Below are 20,680 nucleotides of genomic sequence, written 5' to 3' on the forward strand. Positions count from 1 at the left end.
TGATCAAAAAATTAAACCAGGAAAGCTGAAAGCCATTATAAGAACAAAGATAGGGGCACTGGAAGCTGTTATGCAATTGCGATTTCCAAACGGTAGATTTGGATTATTAAACGGTCATTTTTCAGGCAGTTGTGGCAACAAACATTGTAGATAGTGTTATGATGCATTAACCGTTATGTTCAAATCACATTGGGCATTTTTTGTACGGACTTCTGCAAAAACATAACTTTAACAAATGACAAGGGCAATCACTCTAATAGTGCTGATAGCTTTAATAATTTCAAGCTGTAAAGACGCCGGCAATAAAACAATGAATCCAATTTTAACCAGCCACGAAACTAAATCAGACAGCACAATCGGCTACGCTTCGGTGAACGGCCTGAAAATGTATTATGAAATTCACGGAACAGGCACACCGTTGGTTTTAATTCATGGCGGAGGTTCTACAATTTACACAACATTCGGAAGAGTGTTACACGCCTTCGCGAAAAATCATAAAGTAATTGCTGTCGAGATGCAGGCGCATGGACACACTGCAGATATTGACAGACCATTGAGCTTTGTGCAGGATGCCGACGACATTGCTGAATTATTAAAGCAACTCAAGATTGACAAGGCCGACATTTTTGGTTTTAGCAACGGAGCCAGTACAACACTTCAGTTTGCCATCCGTCATCCTGAAATGACAAACAAGATTATTATAGCATCCACATTTTATAAGAAAGCAGGTGCTCCGGACTGGTTCTGGGAAATGATGTCTAATCCAACTTTTGAAGGCATGCCTCAACCTTACAAGGATGCCTTTCTGAAAATAAATCCTGACACGGATGCGCTGCACCGGATGTATGAGCGGGATGTGACAAGGATGCAATCTTTTTCTGACATTTCAGAAGAGCAAATGAAAGCCATCAAAGCACCCGCCTTCATCATCATGGGCGACAGAGATGTTTCAACTATTGAACATGCAGGTGAAATGCACCGTTTACTTCCAAACTCACGGGTTGCTATTATTCCTGGCATGCATGGTGAGTATATCGGAGAACTAACAACATCACAGGACAGCACTTTAATTGCTGCTACCGTTTCAATGATTAATAAGTTTCTTAATGAACCGATAACAAAATAGAGCAATAAGACTTGAAAAATGCGACCATTTTACTTATAAGTTTTCTGACAGCAACATCTTGCTTTGGACAGACGCCGGATAATTATGAGCCATTTAAGAGTTCTGACTATGCGACAGACAAATATCAAATCAAACTTGACACTTCGAAATTTTCTAAATTTAAAATTGAAATCCGGCAAGCAAAACTCCTTAACAACAAGACAAACTCTCCTTCAGATTTTTATTGTCGTGGTTGGTTGACCGTAAAACAAGGCGACAAAATCATAACTGAACAGTTTTTTAAATCAATTGAATCCGTTGGTGGTTGTTCAGGATTATTCATTTCGGACACTCAGCCAAGCAAAGACTGTTTTATTATTTCAAAATTCGGGGATTATGACGGCAGAATCTTCATCATTGACACAACAGGTAAGGTAACAGAAAAAATGGGTGGCATTTTTTATGTTTCTAAGGACAACCATTATCTGTTTTCAAGCTACGACTCTGACCTTTCCGGACTGACCATTTATGACTTAAATAAAAAACTTATTCTGTTTTCTGACACGATTGAACCTTATCTTGGTGACTGGTATTTCGAAGACCAAAAATATTTTGCAATTGTTAATGAGGATGAAATACAGGACAATAAAATAAAAATAGCGACCTACGATCTCATTCAAAATAAATTGACGATCTCCTCCGTAGACAAGGATTATCCAAAGACGGACAATAAACTAAAAGTTCATAATAACTATCAATATGCTAAGGACTGTAATTGCGGAAATTGAACATCGGAGTTTTGTGGTCAGGAGTATTACCGCCGTTAACAAAGCAAGATTTTTAGCTATCAATATTGCATGCTTCTCAGAATCTCCACTCTTTAGCCCGGCTTTATAATCTGACTTATAAGGCATAGAATTTTTAAAATGATGCAATCAAACTGCAGAGTTCTAAGAAGTTGTTTTGAAATCAATCAATTTAATTGTTACATCGCTTACCCTTCGGCTGCGCTCAGGGTGCGCTTCTGGCAAAGCCGAACCCTGAGCGCAGCCGAAGGGCGTTCCAAAGAGCATTGTAAAAAAAATAATTGATTTCAAAACTGATTCTAAATTCTATGTATGTTTTTTTATTGAGGAATATCATTTCCGGTTATTACACTTACTTCATGTTGCTTCTCATCATTTACCAGCGAAATCGAATCACCTTTTAACTCCACACCATCTTCCGAAATATTTATTTTTTCATTTTGCATCGGATCATTCGAGAAATGAATTACATAAAGCGTATCCATGTATCTGTAATTCACTTTCACATCTTCCCAATCCGGTGGAAGGCAAGGATTAAATTTCAAGGAAGTTCCCTCACGTCTGATTCCGAAAAATGATTCTATAATAAGCTGATACATCCATCCTGCGGATCCTGTGTACCACGTCCAACCACCACGACCTGTATGTTGCGAAACAGCATACACATCTGCAGCAATAACATAAGGCTCGGTTTTATAAATTTCAATTTCATGAGGCGTGCTTCCATGATTGACGGGGTTGATCATCTTTAATAATTCCCATGTTTTTTTCTTGTCGCCTAATGCTGCAAAAGCCATGATCATCCAAACGGCAGCATGCGTGTACTGTCCTCCATTTTCACGAACACCGGGCACATACCCTTTTATATATCCCGGATTTAAATCTGACTTGTCAAAAGGTGGATCAAACAACTGAATGATTTTATCTTCCTTTCTCACCAACCGCTTATCGGCTTCGTCCATGCCCATTTTTGAACGTGCAAGTTCTCCCGCTCCCGAAAGCACTGACCAGCTTTGAACAATAGAATCAATCTGGCACTCCGCATTTTCAGAAGAACCAAGTGGAGTTCCGTCATCGAAATAAGCTCGCCGATACCAGGAGCCATCCCAGCCATGCGCCTCTATATTTTTCTTCAACTCTTCTTCCCGAATCTTACAATGCTCCGCAAAGCTTAGATCTCCGCGCATTACCGCAATCTCTGCAAATCGTTTCAGCACATCATACAGAAAAAAGCCCAGCCAAATACTTTCGCCTTTACCCTCCTCACCTATTTTATCCATTCCGTCATTCCAGTCGCCTGAGCCCATCAGCGGCAAACCGTGCGTTCCGAATCGCAGACCGTATTCTATTGCCTTCACACAATGCTCATATAAGTTTGATGACTGGTCATGACGCAATGGAAGATCATAATAAGATTCTTCACCGGCATTCAGTATTCGTCCATCAAGAAAATTCACCTGTTCATTCAACACAGCAGCATCTCCCGTGGTGATTACATAACGGCTCGTTACAAAAGGCAGCCACAGATAATCATCCGAACATCGTGTGCGTACGCCTCTGCCTGTTGGAGGATGCCACCAATGTTGTACATCGCCTTCTTTAAACTGGCGTGAAGCGCACAACAATATCTGATCACGGGCAAGCAGAGGTTCGGTATGCATCACAGATAATACATCCTGCAGTTGATCGCGGAAACCGAATGCACCTCCTGACTGATAAAATCCGCTGCGTGCCCAAAGACGACAGGCAAGTGTTTGGTAATTGAGCCAACCATTGGTGAGGTAATTTAAAGCTGCGTCCGGAGTTTCAACCTGTATAGTTGTCAAAGCTTTCGCCCAATATTTCTTAACACGATCCAATGCTTCGCGGGCTGCAACTCTTCCACGAAATTGCCGGACGAGGTTACTCGCTGCATTCGTATTATGACCAGTTCCTAAAAGAAAAACACTTTCGCGTTGCTCATCATTTGCAAGATCGAAACTAACCTGTATGGCAGCGCATGCATCAAGCGCAGCGCCTGTTTTTCCTGAAAGCCGTGCGCGGTTCATTGCATCAGGATTTTTCAGCTTGCCGTTGCGACCGATAAATTCAGTACGATCGGTAGTAATAGTTTTTACGGTTTCATTCGTATCAAAGAAGGCCACACGATTACCGAATTCTGTATTGTAAGAATTCCTGGCGAAAATGGCACCACTGGTTAAATCCAGTTCAGTAATAATAAACATGTTGGTTTTTGGTCGCATGTCACCAAGCACCCATTCCACATAACCAGTAAGTGAAAGCCGGCGTGGCCTGCCTGAAAGATTGCGCGTTTTTATGACTGTGAATTTTACTGCGTCTTTCAGGTCAACGTAAACACACATCTCGGAATGAATTCCATCTTCGATATGCTCAAACAGACTGTATCCAAAACCATGTCGGGTGATGTAAGCTGATTTTCCTCTCGAAGGAAGTGGCGCCGGCGACCAGTAACGCGCGCTTTCTTCATCACGTAAATAAAATGCTTCACCTGATGCATCAGTAACAGGATCGTTATTCCACGGAGTGAGCCGAAGCTCATGTGCATTTTCAATCCATGTATAAGACTGACCGCTTTCTGAAATTACCGTTCCGAAATTTTGATTGGCAATAACATTTACCCATGGAGCAGGTGTCCTTTTTGCCTGGTCGGTGATGATCACATATTCTTTTCCTTCCGGAGAAAAACCGCCTGTTCCATTGAAGAAATTCAAATCATCAGGTAGTGGAATGGATTTATCCACGCTTGGATAAAACTTAAGTGGAGTAAACGCAGGCACCATTCCTTTCAATGGACTCCTGCGATTCATTTGCCCTTCCAGCGTGCCCCATTTATCTGCAATTACAACACGCGCTACTGTTTGAAATAAAATACGGTCTTCATTGGAAATCTGATCTGATGACCTGATAAAAATACCACCGGGCTTATCCTGGAGATCATTCGCAATGCCCGGATTAATTAGGGCCAGCATTTGATTTTGCAAGGTCTGACGGTAACCACCATGGTCTTCATTCCAGATAACGAGATCAACTACTAACCCTTTGAATCGCCAGTAAGCATGCGCCTGCACCAACTGTTTCACCAATCCAATGTTGGCACTGTCTTCAATCTGTAACAAAACAATGGGTAAGTCGCCGGAAACAGCATAACTCCACAACCCTGACTGACCACGTTGATTTCTCATAATGGTGGCCACATCTGTTCTGACCGAAGGATTTACAAAAATCACAGAACTTGCAAGTCTGCCATACAATTGTGAATCGGATTCGGTAGCATTAATCTGCCGCAACACCACCTGGCTATGTGTCCACGCCAATTCAAAGGCGCGGTCTATCAGGTGACGGTCCTGGTATTTATCTATCAGGCCTGAACACACTTCGCGTGTTGCACCGATACCATACACCATATCCATAGCAACCGATTCCAACGGATTCAGCGTAATCCTGTATTGAATAGATACAATAGGATCAAGCACAGAGCCCTGGCTTGCTGTAAGCGGATCTGAATGGTGCATTACCCTGGGATCAGAAATAGTATTTCCACGACCGATAAATTGATCTCTGTTGGTTTCATACGAAACGTTCTGCACTTTTCCTTCATGAACTTTCATGAGGTGAAATATCCAGGGAGGTTGTTCATGAATGGAACGCGGACGACGCGTACACAAAATGGCTTGCCGGGAATCAATGATCTCAGTTTGAACAAACAGGTTATTGAATGCAGGATGTATCGCATCTGCCATTGCAGTATTCAGCACCACTTCTGCATAGCTCGTAATTTCTATTGACCTGCTTTTCCGGGAATGATTGGTAATATGTACACGCCGTATTTCCACGTCATCTTCCGGAGATACTACAATTTCAGTGTGCGTTTCCAGGTTGTTATCACGTCGTCGGAATTCTGCACGACCCTGAGAAAAAATAACTTCATAATGATCTGCAGGTTTCAATGCAGGCTGATGTGCAGACGACCAAAATACACCGCTCTCCAGGTCACGGATGAAACAAAAGGTTCCCCAATTGTCGCAGGTAGTATCTTCGCGCCAACGCGTCAACGCAACATCTTTCCAACGGCTGTAACCACCTCCGGAATTTGTAATCATCACATGATAATTACCATTCGATAATAATTGTATTTCGGGAATTGGTGTATGGGGCGTATTGATCACGCGCATTTCTGTATCGGTTGCTGAAACGGGCGCTATATCAGCAACTGCCACTGCTGGCAGGTAGAAACTCGTAACCTGCGGAACTCTTTCCTGCAGCAACAATAATGTAGACTGAAGCTGCGGCTCTGACTCAAATCTTTTTTGCATCGGTTGGTTGAGCAGGTAATACGCTAATGCTAATAAGCTCATTCCTTCGTGATGCGCCATGTAAGATCTGATCACTGCAAAAGATTGACCTCTTGGTAATCGTGCAGGTGTATAATCTATCGCTTCAAAAAAACCATATCTTCCTTCGAAGCCCTGCTCAACAAGTTCTTCAAGATTTTTGCACGCGGCCTGTGGTGCAATCATGAGCGCCATCACTGTAGCATAAGGTGCTATCACGAAGTCTTCACCCAGTCCACGCTTAAGGCCAAGACCGGGAACACCAAATGCACGATACTGATAATTCAGGTGCGCATCCACCATGTTGTAGCCTGATTCAGAAATTCCCCATACGGATTCTCTTTTTTTACCGTATTCAATTTGCCGCTGCACAACAGCTCTGCACGTTTGATCCAGCAACGTGTTTTCATAATTCGGCATAATCAGCATTGGCATCAGGTATTCGAACATGGAACCACTCCACGACATTAACACAGGGTCTGTTCCGGGATTAGAGAGTTGTCTGCCCAATGCAAACCAGCCTTCCTGTGGAATCTTACCCTGCGCAATAGCCACAAAAACTCCTATGCGCGATTCAGAACCCAGCAAATCGTAGAACCCCGCATCGCGCCGGTGTTCATCCGCATTATAACCGATGGAAAGTAAATGCTTCGTTTTATCAAACAGGAAATCATACTCCATATCTGAAAGCTCATCACATTCCTGACTGAGTCTTTCTATTATCATTAATCTTTCCTTTGCCCTTCCGGCAGCAACAACGATCTGTTTCGCGAGTGTCTCCAGCCATTCCTTTTCTTCAGTTGTATTTTCTCCCTCTTGCACCAAGTTGATTTTGGGAGTCAGGTTGATGCTCATCTGTGCTACTTCAGACAACGTAGGGTTTGCAGGGATTTCGCTATACAGTGCAGTGAATTTTAGAGGAGCAGGTTGAAGTACCAACCATGGAGCCAGCGTCACAAATTCCTGCAAGGCACTTTGACATTGAGCATCGAGCGCATTAACCCACCATTGTATTTCACTCAGCGAAGAAGCGCCGAATGTTTGCACTATTTCCACTGTGAGTTTTGAAAAGTGATCTATTGAAATCTTAGCCGCTTCCAGTGTTGAAGGAGGAAATAGGCATAAGGTTTCTATTTCTTCCTGCAGTTCTTTCAGCAGTTCGTTATCTTTTACTTTTTCTGCAAGAACACCGGCAGTATCCCGAAGACCTTCGAATAATCTTTCGCTGCATATTTTTTGATTGGCTAAAGAAAGAATTCCCTGCTTCAATGTCAGCAGCATTCCCGCGAGGTTTCCGCTATCCACCGTCGAAACATATTTCGGCGGTAAGGGCATTAGTGTGCGTGTATCATACCAATTAAAAAAATGACCATGATAACGTTCAAGATGCTGCATGGTAGTGATTGCATTGTTAGTGCGGTGAATTAATTGTTCGGAAGTGAGATAACCGAAGTCGTATGCAGAAAGATTAGCCAACAGTGAAAGTCCCATATTGGTGGGAGAAGTACGATGCGCAATCCGCGAAATAAGATGCTCCTGGTAATTATCAGGTGGCAGCCAGTTGTCTTCCTGTCCAACAAAATTTTCAAAAAACGCCCATGTTTTTCTGGCCATCCTTTGAAGGAAGATGGTTTGATGCGCCGTTAAATTTTCTTTTCGTTCGTCGCGTGAACGACTGATCCACCATGCTACAAACGGAGATGCGATCCACAAAAGCAACACAGGACCCGCAATCACTAATGAGAGTGGAGCATATGCAGACAAATAAACAAATACGCCTGCACTGATTACCGGAGCAAACCACATAGTAAAATAAGATGACAGCAGCCATTGGTTATTGATTGCTACGTTTGCAGATGGATTCCACTCCAATAATTTTCTACGGGTGAAAATCATTCGCCAGGCAGTCAGCAGAATAGCGTGGAGACTTATATATGCCTCGTAAGGCAGGCATATAAACATAAACACATGCTGTATAAAATCATTGATCACATTCCGGATTGTATTTGTGACATGCTGCCGCAAAAGCACATCCACCGGTTTTTTATAGATGCTCCAGATGAACATGAGCAAAGTAGTAGTAATAATAATTCCGATTATGCTGATGGTCCAGAACCACGGTGCATCAGAAATCATCCATCCAAACAAGAGCAGAAAAAATAAAGCGGGCGCAACCAGGCTTCTGCGAAGATTATCGAAAATTTTCCAGCGCGATAATGAAGAGAGCGGATTTTTCTGAGTGCGCTTGCCAATACCCGGAACACGGCGAAAAAGCCATCGTGCAATCTGCCAGTCACCACGAACCCAGCGGTGACGGCGTTTCATGTCTGCGAGGTAACCGGAAGGATATTCTTCATACAACTGCACATCACTGATTAATCCCGACCGCGTATAACATCCTTCCAGTAAATCATGACTTAGTATGCGATTTTCAGGAAAGCGGTTGTTCAGTGCTTCTTCAAAAATGTCAACCTCGTAAATTCCTTTTCCAATAAAAGACCCTTCCTGCAATAAATCCTGGTATACATTGGAAACCGCTCTTGTGTATGGATCAATGCCCGGCTCATTGCCATGCATCTTTGCAAATAATGAACTGTGTGCACGTGGCAAGCTGGTTGCTAACCTTGGCTGAAGAATACCATAGCCATCAGTTACTCTTCCTTTAGCAGGATTGTATATAGCCTGATTCAGCGGATGAGAAATGGTGGCAATGATTTTCCATGCAGTTTCACGTGGCAACTGAGTATCCGAATCGAGCGTAATAACATATTTTATTTTAGGGAATATTTCCGATTCTCCTACTATGAGTAAAAAAGATTCCCGTCCCCTGCCGCGCAACAATCCATTCAGCTCACTCAGTTTTCCACGCTTGCGTTCATAACCCATCCACTTTTTTTCGATAGCGTTCCAACGACGCGGACGGTGAAAGAGAAAAAATGTATCATTCTTCTCCCGTTGATATTTTTTATTAAGCGCTATTATTTTTTGCTCCGCCAGTTCGAGCAAGGGCTTATCCTCAGGAAGTGATTCCGTTTTTGCATCAGCAAAATCAGTAAGTAAAGCGAAATGAAGATTTTCATCCCTGTTGGCAAGGAATCTTACTTCCATCGTTTCAATCAGATTCTCTACATCAGCAACACTGGTTAACATGGAAGGAACAGCCACCAGCGTGCGGGATTCAGGATCTATTCCCGAAGAATAATCCATGCGGGAAAGAAAATGCGGATGGATCAGTAATGTTACCAGCCAGTTTATAAATGTAACAGCCAGGTGACTCGTCGCTATCAGTGATACGCATGCAATAGCAATCAGCCATGGAATATTAAATCCTTCACCATATCCTTTTGCAGTCAATGCAATGGTTAGCATCAATGTAATAAGAATGCTGCTGCCGCTATATAATAAGAGTGGAAATTTCCCTACAAACTTTCTGAAGTTTTCGATGCGGGGCCATTTCGCGCCAGCCATTTTTTCTAACTGCGCTACACCTTTACCGACAAGATAATAGCCCACATGGCTGGCCACCTGGTCCATTCCATTTTGCTGCGCATTTTCTGCAGCAAGCTGAATAGCAGTAGCTGCCACTTGCTGCTCAGAGAAATTGCTGTATTTGGAAATCTTCTCTACTATGTGTCGATAATGGTCACGTGTGTGAAAATCCATTTTTGAATAAATACCTTGCGGATCTTCACGGAGCTTCTGTTCTACTACACTCGTGGTTTCTACGAATTCACGCCAATCGGTGCTATTCAGAAATCGCAGGCTGCCGATGCTGTTACTCATAGAAACCTGGTCGGCTGCCTGCTTCTGATTTTCAAGGTGAACCAATTCATTGCTGGTGTTACCATTCTCTGCAAGGCGTTGTTCGATCCAGGTAAGCGGAAGCGTTAGCGCAGGACCTTTGCCCAATAAACGGCGGGTTAGCTCTGCAACAAACGAACTGGCCATGGGAGGTTCTGATCGCGCCATGTCCGCAGTAATCACGATCAGGCTTTTCGGATCCTTTTCAGCAGTTTCCGTCATCAGGTCAGCCCAATAATCAGCCAGGTTTTTATGGATTCTGTCCATCGCTAACTGCGCTGCAAGACGACGAAGATTTTCGATCAGTGCAAGACGAAGCATGATCGGGATGGCCCACAATTCTCCCAGCTTTAAAGAAGTTACGGTTTGATATGCCAAGACAAAACTCAGCAAGCTTTTTAAATCGACGCGTCCATCACTGTGCGATATAATTTCCAGGGCGATGTCATAAACGCGGGGAAAATCTGCAGAAGGTCCTTTTGAAAGTCGTGGCAGGGTCTCGCTATAACCTTTGGGTAAATGTTTTTTACCCGTGTAAACCTGTTCCTCAATAAGATAAAAATTATCCAGCAGCCATTCACCGGCAGGTTCAATAAGACTATTTTCCTTTGCAGATGCGGTGAGCAGATTATGAACTTCGAGCAGCATGTCTTCATTCTCTGCGAGTCGTTTGAGCAGTTGCTCCGGCGATGACCCGCTGCTAAGCGTATGTCCCTCAGCCAGCGATTTAGCATATTGGTCCATCTGTTCAGTGCTGAATAATTCAGCACGCAAAGGAGATTTCTCATTTGCATATTTTTTCATGAGGTTTTCTCCAAGAAAAGAAATCCGTATCTGCGAAAAGAAATCCTGAATGGCTGTACTCTTCACGTTGTGATCCTGTCTGTTTTGTAGATAAAAAAATTAGTCATCCATCACTTATCATTATGCAACCTCGTCGCTGGCCGTTTGGTTTTCCTGGTCCATTTTCAAGCTATTAAATTTTCCAGTTAAAAAAAATTATAAGAATGCCGGGAAACCACCCATTGGGGAAATGGTTGCTCAATTTGGATAACTGCAATTAATTATCCAGAAGACTGATTGAAGAGATTGTATTTAGCTTCCCGGTTTTACTTTTATCATTGTGTAATTACATTTTTACATAGCTATTCCTTGCGTTAACATTAATAAACGGCTCCTCATAAACATAACATTTTATTACTACCGATGATCCCTCTGCTTTCGAAACGTTAAATTCCTGAAACTACTTTTGCAAAAAAAATTCCAATTGATCATAATGACTTTACGAAATCAAAAAACATCACCAGGAAAAACATACAGAATGCTCACAGCAATCTACTGCATACTGTTGATTACATTGATTGGAGGAATTAGTTTTGAATTTTGCTGAGAACAACTACCACTCTTCAAAAATCTGAAAACACAATATGCTTCAGCGTAAAAAATGATGGAGATACCTTACCATGAATTATGATTTATCAAGTCGTTTTCAAGGCGAAGAAAACAAATCCCGCATTTCTTCCGAACAATCTATAAATAAAAGAATGTCAGATGTTGGTTCACGCGACACTATGTAATATATTCCTATATTGACCATCAAAGCATATCCAGCATGGTTAATTTTGAGGAAATTGTACATTCCATTAATGCAGTAATCTGGAGCAACGCCCTGATTTATTTATTACTCCTCACCGGCATTTATTTTTCAATCAGGATGCGGTTTTTTCAGGTGCGCATGTTGAAAGAAATGGTAAAGCTGATGTTCCAGGGCAATGCCTCTGCTGCCGGCATTTCCTCTTTTCAGGCGCTGTCTGTCTCACTGTCCGGTCGTGTTGGAACGGGTAATATTGCCGGCGTGGCAACAGCGATCTTCATTGGTGGTCCGGGTGCAGTATTCTGGATGTGGGCCGTCGCATTCCTGGGTTCGGGCTCCGCATTTGTTGAGTCCACGCTCGGACAAATTTATAAGCGAAAAGAAAACAATGAATACCGCGGAGGGCCGGCGTACTACATTGAAAGTGGTTTCAGGAATAAACCACTCGGTAAAATTTATGCCATCGTGTTTGCTGTTTCAACCATACTTGCCTGTGGCTTCCTGCTGCCGGGTGTGCAATCGAACAGCATTGCCGCAGCTATGAACAGTGCTTTCGGTATTGAATATATATACACCGGCATTTTGCTGGCCATGTTGTTAGGACTCATCATCTTTGGCGGCATAAAAATGATCGCCAACGTAGCACAATTCGTTGTTCCATTCATGGCCATCACTTATATCGGTGTGGCAATTATAATACTGGTAATGAACTACCATAAAATTCCGGGAGTTTTTGCTTTGATCTTTTCAAGTGCTTTTGGACTCCAGGCAACTTTCGGCGGCATTGTTGGTTCCATGATCACCATTGGCGTAAAACGTGGCGTATATAGCAATGAAGCAGGACAAGGCACAGGTGCTCATCCTGCCGCTGCTGCCGAGGTTACACATCCTGCGAAGCAAGGTTTGGTGCAGGCCTTTTCGGTTTATATCGATACGTTGTTTGTCTGTTCCGCCACTGCTTTCATGATCCTGATTACAGGCACCTACAATGTAAAGGGCCCGGGCGATGCACTGATCGTTGACAATGGCATTTACTACGAACAAAATGGCGTTAAGCATATGGATGGAAGTCCGACCTATACACAGGCAGCGATTGATAAAGCATTTAGCCAGGGACAAGAAACTTTTCATCCGGATTTTGTTGGCACCGGCAGTTATTTTGTAGCGGTGGCTTTGTTCTTTTTTGCTTTCACTACACTGCTGGCTTATTATTATATCGCAGAAACGAATGTAGCTTACCTGACTCAAAAACGCGGCGGACCATTGTTGATGCTCGTGTTGAAAATAGCGATCATGGGTTCGGTATTCCTGGGCTGTATAAGAGCAGCAACTATTGCATGGGATCTTGGCGACATGGGTGTTGGCATTATGGCCTGGCTGAATGTGCTGGCCATAATCATCTTACAAAAACCGGCGCTCAAAGCATTTAAAGATTATGAACTCCAAAAGAAAGCAGGCAAAGATCCTGTTTTCAATCCCACTGCACTGGAGATTCGTGATGCTGATTTCTGGGAGAAAGAATATGGAAGATAACTCATATTGCCTTCCGGATAATTATTGATTTTATGTTAATGATGGATCGTCAGCAAATTCTCCTCACACCATTTTTTCCTTCCTGAGTGATATTGTATAGCGATGAAAAAATGAATTGATGATTGGATTTGAATTCCGGTCATGTCCCGACACCTCCGCTCCACAACTTTAGATGAAGACCTTCCTTCGGTGTAAATAAGAGATTGGCGCTATTGAGTATTTAATTATATCGAAGCGAGTGCCTCTCCCTTCTTTTGAGTGATGGAGCAAGTACAGTCTAATCATTCTTTTACTAAGCCTTAATAATATTGGTACTTCTTCTATGTTATAAAATCATCCTTTTTGAGTATTGCAAAATATTTTAACGTCACCAACTTTGAGGCTTCTAATTATTAGATGACTTACTTATCACTTTTAAGGCATTTTATGAAAGCTTGAAAAATTTCAATAACGTATTCCGGTCATCCTGAAATGTTTTACGGTCAAATTGTCTGAATTAGGATTTGATGGATTTAACGATGATAGGATTAAGTCGAAAAAGAAATCCTAAAATCATCAAATCCCTAAAAAACTCAATACAGCCAAAAAAAGAAAAAGTATGAACCATGAAGAATTAACTCATAACATTTCTGGCTGTGCTATGAATAATAGCACTTTAGTCAGTGGATTTCAAAACGGGCAACGTCAATCACTCCGACAATAAAGACTACATCAAAAGCAACCCTAAAAATCAAAATCCAGATAAAAAAGAAAAGGTATGAAGCACGAAGAAGTAACCCATAAAATTATTGGCTGTGCTATGAAAGTTCATAGCACTTTAGGAAACGGATTTCGGGAAGTTATTTACCAGCGGGCAATGGCAATTGAAATGAAAAAACAAGGCTTGGGCTTTCAGCGTGAAATGGAAATGTTCATTTATTATGAAGGTATTGATATTGGCACCCGAAGGGTTGATTTTTTTGTTGAAGAAAAAATAATGGTAGAACTAAAGGCATTGATAAAATTGGAAGAAGTTCATTTGGCACAAGCAATGAATTACTGCCAGGCATATAATTTACCAATAGGATTACTGATAAATTTTGGAGCGAAAAGTCTTGAATTTAAGAGGGTGTATAACGTCAATCACCCCGACAATAAAGACTACATCAAAAACAATCCTAAAATCATCAAATCCTAAACATCTTAATCCTGGAATTATAACTATGAAAATCAGACTACAACATCACGGGACACTACTGAAATATTGGAGCTTCAAAATTAATCCTATCGATACAAATCAAAACATGGGTTTCCAATTAGCCATCGCGCTGCAATAATTAAATCCTCAACTCCTTCAAGTCTGGTTAATCAACAATAATCAATGGCTTCGCAATGCTGTTATTTTTCACGGAAGTAGTGACCATATAAAATCCCGCAGGCAACCTTTCGACATTCAACGAAAACGCATTTTGATTTAGATTCACCATGATTGATTCCTGCAACACTATTTGTCCCAACTCATTCCGGATAATGATGACAGCATGCTCATCTTCCATCGAAGATAAAAAGGCCAGTGTCACGCTTTCCTTTGCCGGAGCAGGATAGATCAGCACATTGTCTTCAAGGAAGGGAAGATCCTCAGGATCCCATGTTTCCTGTTGCGTGCTTTTTTGTACGCCGGGTTTTAGATAGCAGTTGAGTATCTTTTCATTTCCTGTATCAACGAGCTGCGATTTGAAGTCACTCAACTGGCTTTTAAAACTTTCTATGGAAGCGGCATACAAAGGATTATTGATCTGATTGGTATTTTCCTGAGGGTCAGCCGCAAGATCAAAAAACTCATCAGTTTCATGCGTGCAACCATAAGCAACATACTTTGCATCGAATGTTCTAACAGAACGCAGTGAAGGCAGTTTTTCAGTATACGGATCATAAACAGATTCAAAATACATGGAAGATCTGTCTGCTGTTCCATCAGCCATTTTTTTAAGCGACATTCCATCAAACGTATAACCACCATTGATACCTGCCGCATCAAGCAATGTGGGCGCAAGATCAACATTCAGGGTAAGCTGATCATCAATCACCGTTTCATTATTAAACCACGCCGGATAACGGATAAATAATGGCACCCTGGAAGAAGGATCATAAGCAAACCGCTTAAGAAATAATCCATGTTCACCAAACATAGCACCATTGTCGCTGGTAAAAATAACGATGGTATTATCGAGGATTGATAAATCTGTAAGCTTCTGAAGAATCTTGCCAATTGCATCATCCAGGCCTGCCATCATTTCATAGTAAGGCTGATACTGTCCTGGAATTTCTGCCGGCTTGATATAATAAGAATCGCCAAGGTTGTATAAAAAAGAAGGGATATTCGATTTGTAATGCACCGTGTTTTCAGGAACAGGCATCTCTTCTCCATCATACAGGCCAGCATAAGATGACTGCGGAAGAAATGGATTGTGTGGCGCGTGGTAACCTATCGTGACAAAAAAACTCTTGTCCGCATTTCTATCCAGGAATGCAAGTGTTGTATCCGTTACGATATCCGTATCATGACCATTCACAGTGGCCAATGTTCCATTGAGATTGTACTTCAGATTGTTGTATTCATCTGTTCCGCTGTTCACTTTTGTGGCAAACCAATAATCATAACCGGGTTGCGGCTTGACTGCCATGTGGTATTTTCCAATCATGCCTGTATAGTATCCTGCACTGTCGAGAATTTTTGCGGTAGTTGGAAGTGATTCATAAATATTTTCTGAATTGTTGGTGGCGCCATGCTTGTGCGGATACAGACCTGTAACAATACTTCCACGGCTGGGTATGCAATACGACTGCACACAAAAGCTGTATTTAAAATTCACGCCTTCGTTCGCGATGCGGTCAATATTCGGACTTTGAAAAAAAGCAGGTCCGCCGTTACAGCTATAGCTGTCATATCTCGCATCATCTAAAATGATCATCAAAATATTAGGCCGTGCAGGTAATTGAAAAGTGGAAGGCGATGACCAGCTTCCGGTTGTATCCGCACAATCCGTCACCTGGCAGGTATACAAAGCGCCGGCAATAAGATTGTGCAGCGTAACCATTGTACTGCTTGCTGTAAATACATACTTCCAGTTCGCGTTAGCAGATTTCCGGTAACGGATTTGGTTGAACGCTGATGTGCAATTTCCGCCATTCCATGTAATGGTGGCCGCATCAGGAGGAACAGTGGTGATATTGGTAATAACCGGCGGAACACAATCTGCTGATGTTGCCTTCACAATCTGGAAACCCGAACCCATATTGTTACTGCAATAACTTGCTACCGCGAAATTGTATTTTACTTTTGAATCAAGACCGGAAAAAATATAGGATGTATTCAAACCCACATTTGTGACAGGCGACCATACAGAGGAATTCTGCTTTTTAAATTTCACCGAATAATAAGCAGTTCCCGGCACTGCATTCCAGGTGAGCTTTGTCGCACATTCCGAAATATTAACCGCCACTACATTTGAAGGTTTCGGCAGCGTACAATCCAGTGAAAAAACCTTTACAGGAACAATGACAAATAAAAAAAGAAATGAAACAGAGGAACAGTAATTGAAAAAAAAATTTCGCATAGCATCATTCATTTAATTGGCACGGGCAAAAATTCCCTGTAAAAAACTGCAATGATACATCTGTGCTGCCTCTTTTGCAATTATTCCTGCCGCTGCCAGTGCTTATCAACTGTTGACAAATAGCCTTTGTAATAAATGAACCAATAGTGATCGTCATGATGCTGATCAACTCTTCACAAACTTCTTCACCACCACCTTATTTCCTTCTGTTGTTCTCAGGAAATAAACTCCTACAGGCAAATCACTGATGTTGATTTCGAAAGTATTTTGAAACAATTGTTTATCATTCGTAACTATTTTAACAACACGTCCAGATACGTCTGTAATCACCAACTTATCCGATAAAGTATTCGTGATAGAATACGTCACCGACATTTCATCAGCAACGGGATTAGGGAAAATGGAAAACATTAAATTATCCCTGACGGGCGCATCCACTTCAGTCACCACATCATTCCCTGAGAGAATCCAAAGTTCCGGATCGAAGATCACTTCATCAGGTGTAAAACCGGGATCAACCGAAAAAGTCTGCCCTGCAAAAGTATTGTTCAACACCAGTATGGTATCATGTGTGGCATCTTTAAATTCAACAGGTAATGGCATTTGAAAAAATGAAACAGAAGGATCAGATTGCGATTGATTAACAGTAACACTTACTGAGTTTCCAAACGGATACCATGAAAGATTATAAGTGGGATAACCTTCCTTATAATACCACTGATCGAAAAAAACAGTGAGATCAAGTCCACTCACTGCTTCCATATGCGCTTTCAGATCAGGTGTTTTCGCATAATTATAGGCAAGATCAGGATCCAGCAGGTATTGTTTGATTCCTTCAAAAAAAATCGAATCGCCCAATTGCCAGCGAAGCATGTGCAACACAAAAGCACCTTTTGAATAAGAGAGCCGTCCGTCGAAAATCCGGCCCACATCTGTTGTATCCGTGCACAATACAGAACCATCCGGTTCGCTCACTATATAATCGCGGTGACTGTGTTTCCAACCTTCCCAGTTTCCGGGATATAAATATTGTTGTGTTAATCCTTCGAAGAAAGTGGCAAATCCTTCATTGAGCCAGATATCTTCCCAACTTCCGCAAGTCACTTTGTCGCCGAACCATTGATGCGCGCATTCATGTGCAATCAGCCATTCATCAAATGCCACACAATAAGTCATGGTCTGATGTTCCATTCCTCCACCCCATCCGAACTGGCAATGACCGTATTTTTCATTGGCAAAAGGATAATCTATCGTGAGCATGCTGTACAATTCTATAACAGGAACGATAGCAGGCGTCAGACTTTGAGCTGTTGCCAGATCTTCCGGATAGACATAGTTAAGAATCTCTAACTGCTCTCCATTTGTAAGCGTTGCGTAATCGCTGTACGTTGAATAATTCGTAACAGCTACAGCAACTAAGTAGGCAGCAATCGGATAATGACTCTTCCAATGATAGGTTTTTGAATTTCCAGTTTGCGTTTCAGCAATCAATACTCCGTTACTGCCGTCGCGGTAAGTCTGCGGACAGGTTACAAGAATATCAATTGAATCTATTTTATCATTCAGACTTTGCTTGCACGGCCACCAGTCTTTTGCACCAAAAGGTTCACTGAGCGTCCATAGAATTGGCGTTCCGTTGTGGGAAGACTGAATGAAGGAACCGAAGCCCGAACCAATAGGCGTGCCCTGGTAATAAACAGATATTGAATCAATATTGCCAACAGGAACTTCTGCAGGAAGATCAATCGTGAGCAGGTTGTCTGCTTGCTGCGTAAAAGTGGCTGCACTGCCATGATACTTTACCGAATCGGTAATCATGTTCGCATTAAAATCAAAATCTATCGCAGAAAAACCGTCTTCAGTAGGTTCAAAATAAGTGGTGACTTTTCCAGAGATATAATAAACGCTTGGATTGATCTTCCATTCGCAACGATGGTATTTCACATCATAATTATTTGCAGTTCTTGTAGTATGCTGACCGGAAAACACAGCATTCGACTTGCTTTCCATAGCAGCAATGCTTTTTATCTGATCAATAAAGTCCGGAACCTGGGCTTGCATCGATAACTGAAAGGTAAACACACATAACCATGTAATGATCCATTTCATAAGCAGTAGGAGATTTATGATTCTTTAAAGTTATTGCTTTTAAAAAGAATCCTTGTTGGAAAAAAATCAAGGTACCGTATTTCCTTCATCTTAAAACAACGTATTTTTAAATCACTTTTCAACCAACCGTTTTTCAAAATTAATTACCATGAAATCTATAGCTACACTTTTATCCTTACTCTTATTTTTTGCGCAAACACTCTTTTCTCAGCAATATCAATGGATACATTCCAATACCTTAAGCTTCAACCTCAATCCTTCCCTGCCTGTCAATACTGTTAGCGTTTCTGAATCCGGCCAGGTTTATTTCGCCCATCCGGACAGCAGTGTGATTATATACGGGAATGATATCTTCGGCGAAACAAGCGTCGATTGTTACAGTGATGCTGGCGACTTGCAGTGGAGTATACAGCTTGGAAATAAAGTAGTGGTAAGTGAAATAATGGCTGACGTGAATGAAAATGTTTATGTCGGCGGTTCTTTCATGGAAACCATGTCCATTAATGGAGTTGATTCACTGGTGAACACCGGCAATAATTTTAATACGAATGCTTTCCTTCTTTGCTTCAATACAAACGGGATGTTGGTTTGGAAAAGAAATATTTCCCTGCAACATGACTCCTACACCAACATTGCTGCCATCACAGTTGATCAGCAAGATCAGATTTGGTATGGTGCAAGTGATTTCTTAAGTGCGGAAGTATTCAAACTTGATGCATCAGGAAATGAACTATTGTCCTATGAACTCACCAACGCGAAAACACTCGGCGGAATGAGTTTTGATGCTGACGGCAATCTCTTTCTCTCAGGTGCCACAAGCACGCCTTTTTTAACAATCGGTAATCTTTCTGTGCCTGTTTCCGAAACCTACATGATGTATGTTCCCTACATCAATGCAAGTGGGGTTACTCAATGGATCAGGCTGGCATCGGATGTCACTTTCCAAACACCGCAGGTGCAAGCGGATCCGTGGGGCAATGCTTATGTAAGTGGATCTTTGTTTCTAGGTACTTCGTTCGGTACCGTTTCATTTATTGACCCTCAATGGTTGTACGATGTATTTATAACACGGGTAGATAAATATGGAAATTTTAAATGGGGTGTGCAGGCACCGCAAAATACAGGAGGCATTACAGGTGATTTCTCAAGAGGAGGAAAAAATTTTATAGCTGTTGATGGAGCAGGCAATCTATACTTAACCGGAATCACCAGGGGAACTTTGGATTGGGGAAATAATGTGATGAGTGGCCTTGGCGCCCTTTCATTCGGATCGCTTTCTGTGCTTTCTTTTGATACTTCAGGAAATGCATTGTGGTCGATGAATGGAGGATCGTCTGATTTTAACCAGGCCTATTCGCTCGATGCGACAACATCAGGTAAATGTTATTTCTCCGCTTCCATCATTGATGAAGCGATCTTTGGCAACATCATCGTAAATACTGATGAAGGCTTTGCTTCTGTTCTTGGAAAGATTAGCGCAGGAATTCCGACTGTTGTGCAATCAATTAACAATTCATTTTCTATCGATGTGTATCCTAATCCGATGGATGCTGTCTGCGTTGTTCATTTTGATGCGCAAAAAAAAGGTGAAATCCAACTCGACTTATTTGACCTGGAGGGAAAACTGAGAAAATCAATTTCAAGGGAAATTACAATTGCGGGACATCAGGCACTTTCATTTTCCGTTGCTGATATTACTCCCGGAATTTATGGGTTGCAAATAAAATCCGCTGACGGAATCCGGAGAAAGGAAATAGTTGTGAATTGATTATTTATTTCCAGTT

At 41.9% G+C, this 20,680-nt stretch carries 8 protein-coding genes; 5 read left to right on the forward strand and 3 right to left on the reverse strand.

Going from position 1 to position 20,680, the window contains the following annotated elements:
• Positions 1–235: 235 nt before the first annotated feature.
• Together IPO83_18820 and IPO83_18825 are read left to right on the forward strand one after the other, a co-directional pair.
• The gene (locus tag IPO83_18820) at positions 236–1,126 is read left to right on the forward strand and encodes an alpha/beta hydrolase (protein ID MBK9733310.1); all 891 of its coding nucleotides are present in this window, start codon (positions 236–238) and stop codon (positions 1,124–1,126) included.
• 11 nt (positions 1,127–1,137) lie between these two features.
• Positions 1,138–1,893: a hypothetical protein gene (locus IPO83_18825; GenBank protein ID MBK9733311.1), complete on the forward strand. Its 756-nt coding sequence runs from the start codon at positions 1,138–1,140 to the stop codon at positions 1,891–1,893.
• Between the two features lie 338 nt (positions 1,894–2,231).
• On the opposite strand, the gene IPO83_18830 is transcribed toward IPO83_18825, so the two are convergent.
• On the reverse strand, positions 2,232–10,868 hold the full coding sequence (locus tag IPO83_18830) for a cyclic beta 1-2 glucan synthetase (GenBank protein MBK9733312.1): 8,637 nt from the start codon (positions 10,866–10,868) through the stop codon (positions 2,232–2,234).
• 808 nt (positions 10,869–11,676) lie between these two features.
• Between IPO83_18830 and IPO83_18835 the strand changes: the two genes are divergently transcribed.
• Together IPO83_18835 and IPO83_18840 are read left to right on the forward strand one after the other, a co-directional pair.
• On the forward strand, positions 11,677–13,191 hold the full coding sequence (locus IPO83_18835) for an alanine:cation symporter family protein (GenBank protein MBK9733313.1): 1,515 nt from the start codon (positions 11,677–11,679) through the stop codon (positions 13,189–13,191).
• 757 nt (positions 13,192–13,948) lie between these two features.
• A complete protein-coding gene (locus IPO83_18840; GenBank protein MBK9733314.1) occupies positions 13,949–14,368 on the forward strand; it encodes a GxxExxY protein in 420 nt (139 codons plus the stop codon).
• 166 nt (positions 14,369–14,534) lie between these two features.
• Here IPO83_18840 and IPO83_18845 read toward each other — a convergent pair whose 3' ends face one another.
• Together IPO83_18845 and IPO83_18850 are read right to left on the reverse strand one after the other, a co-directional pair.
• A complete protein-coding gene (locus IPO83_18845; GenBank protein ID MBK9733315.1) occupies positions 14,535–16,787 on the reverse strand; it encodes a sulfatase-like hydrolase/transferase in 2,253 nt (750 codons plus the stop codon).
• Positions 16,788–16,952: 165 nt separating this feature from the next.
• A complete protein-coding gene (locus IPO83_18850; GenBank protein ID MBK9733316.1) occupies positions 16,953–18,896 on the reverse strand; it encodes a T9SS type A sorting domain-containing protein in 1,944 nt (647 codons plus the stop codon).
• A gap of 148 nt (positions 18,897–19,044) precedes the next feature.
• Between IPO83_18850 and IPO83_18855 the strand changes: the two genes are divergently transcribed.
• Entirely contained in the window at positions 19,045–20,664 is a 1,620-nt protein-coding gene (locus tag IPO83_18855) for a T9SS type A sorting domain-containing protein (protein MBK9733317.1), read from the forward strand.
• The last annotated feature ends 16 nt before the right edge of the window (positions 20,665–20,680 follow it).

The organism is Chitinophagaceae bacterium (assembly GCA_016717285.1).
In the GTDB taxonomy this organism is placed as follows: domain Bacteria; phylum Bacteroidota; class Bacteroidia; order Chitinophagales; family UBA10324; genus JACCZZ01.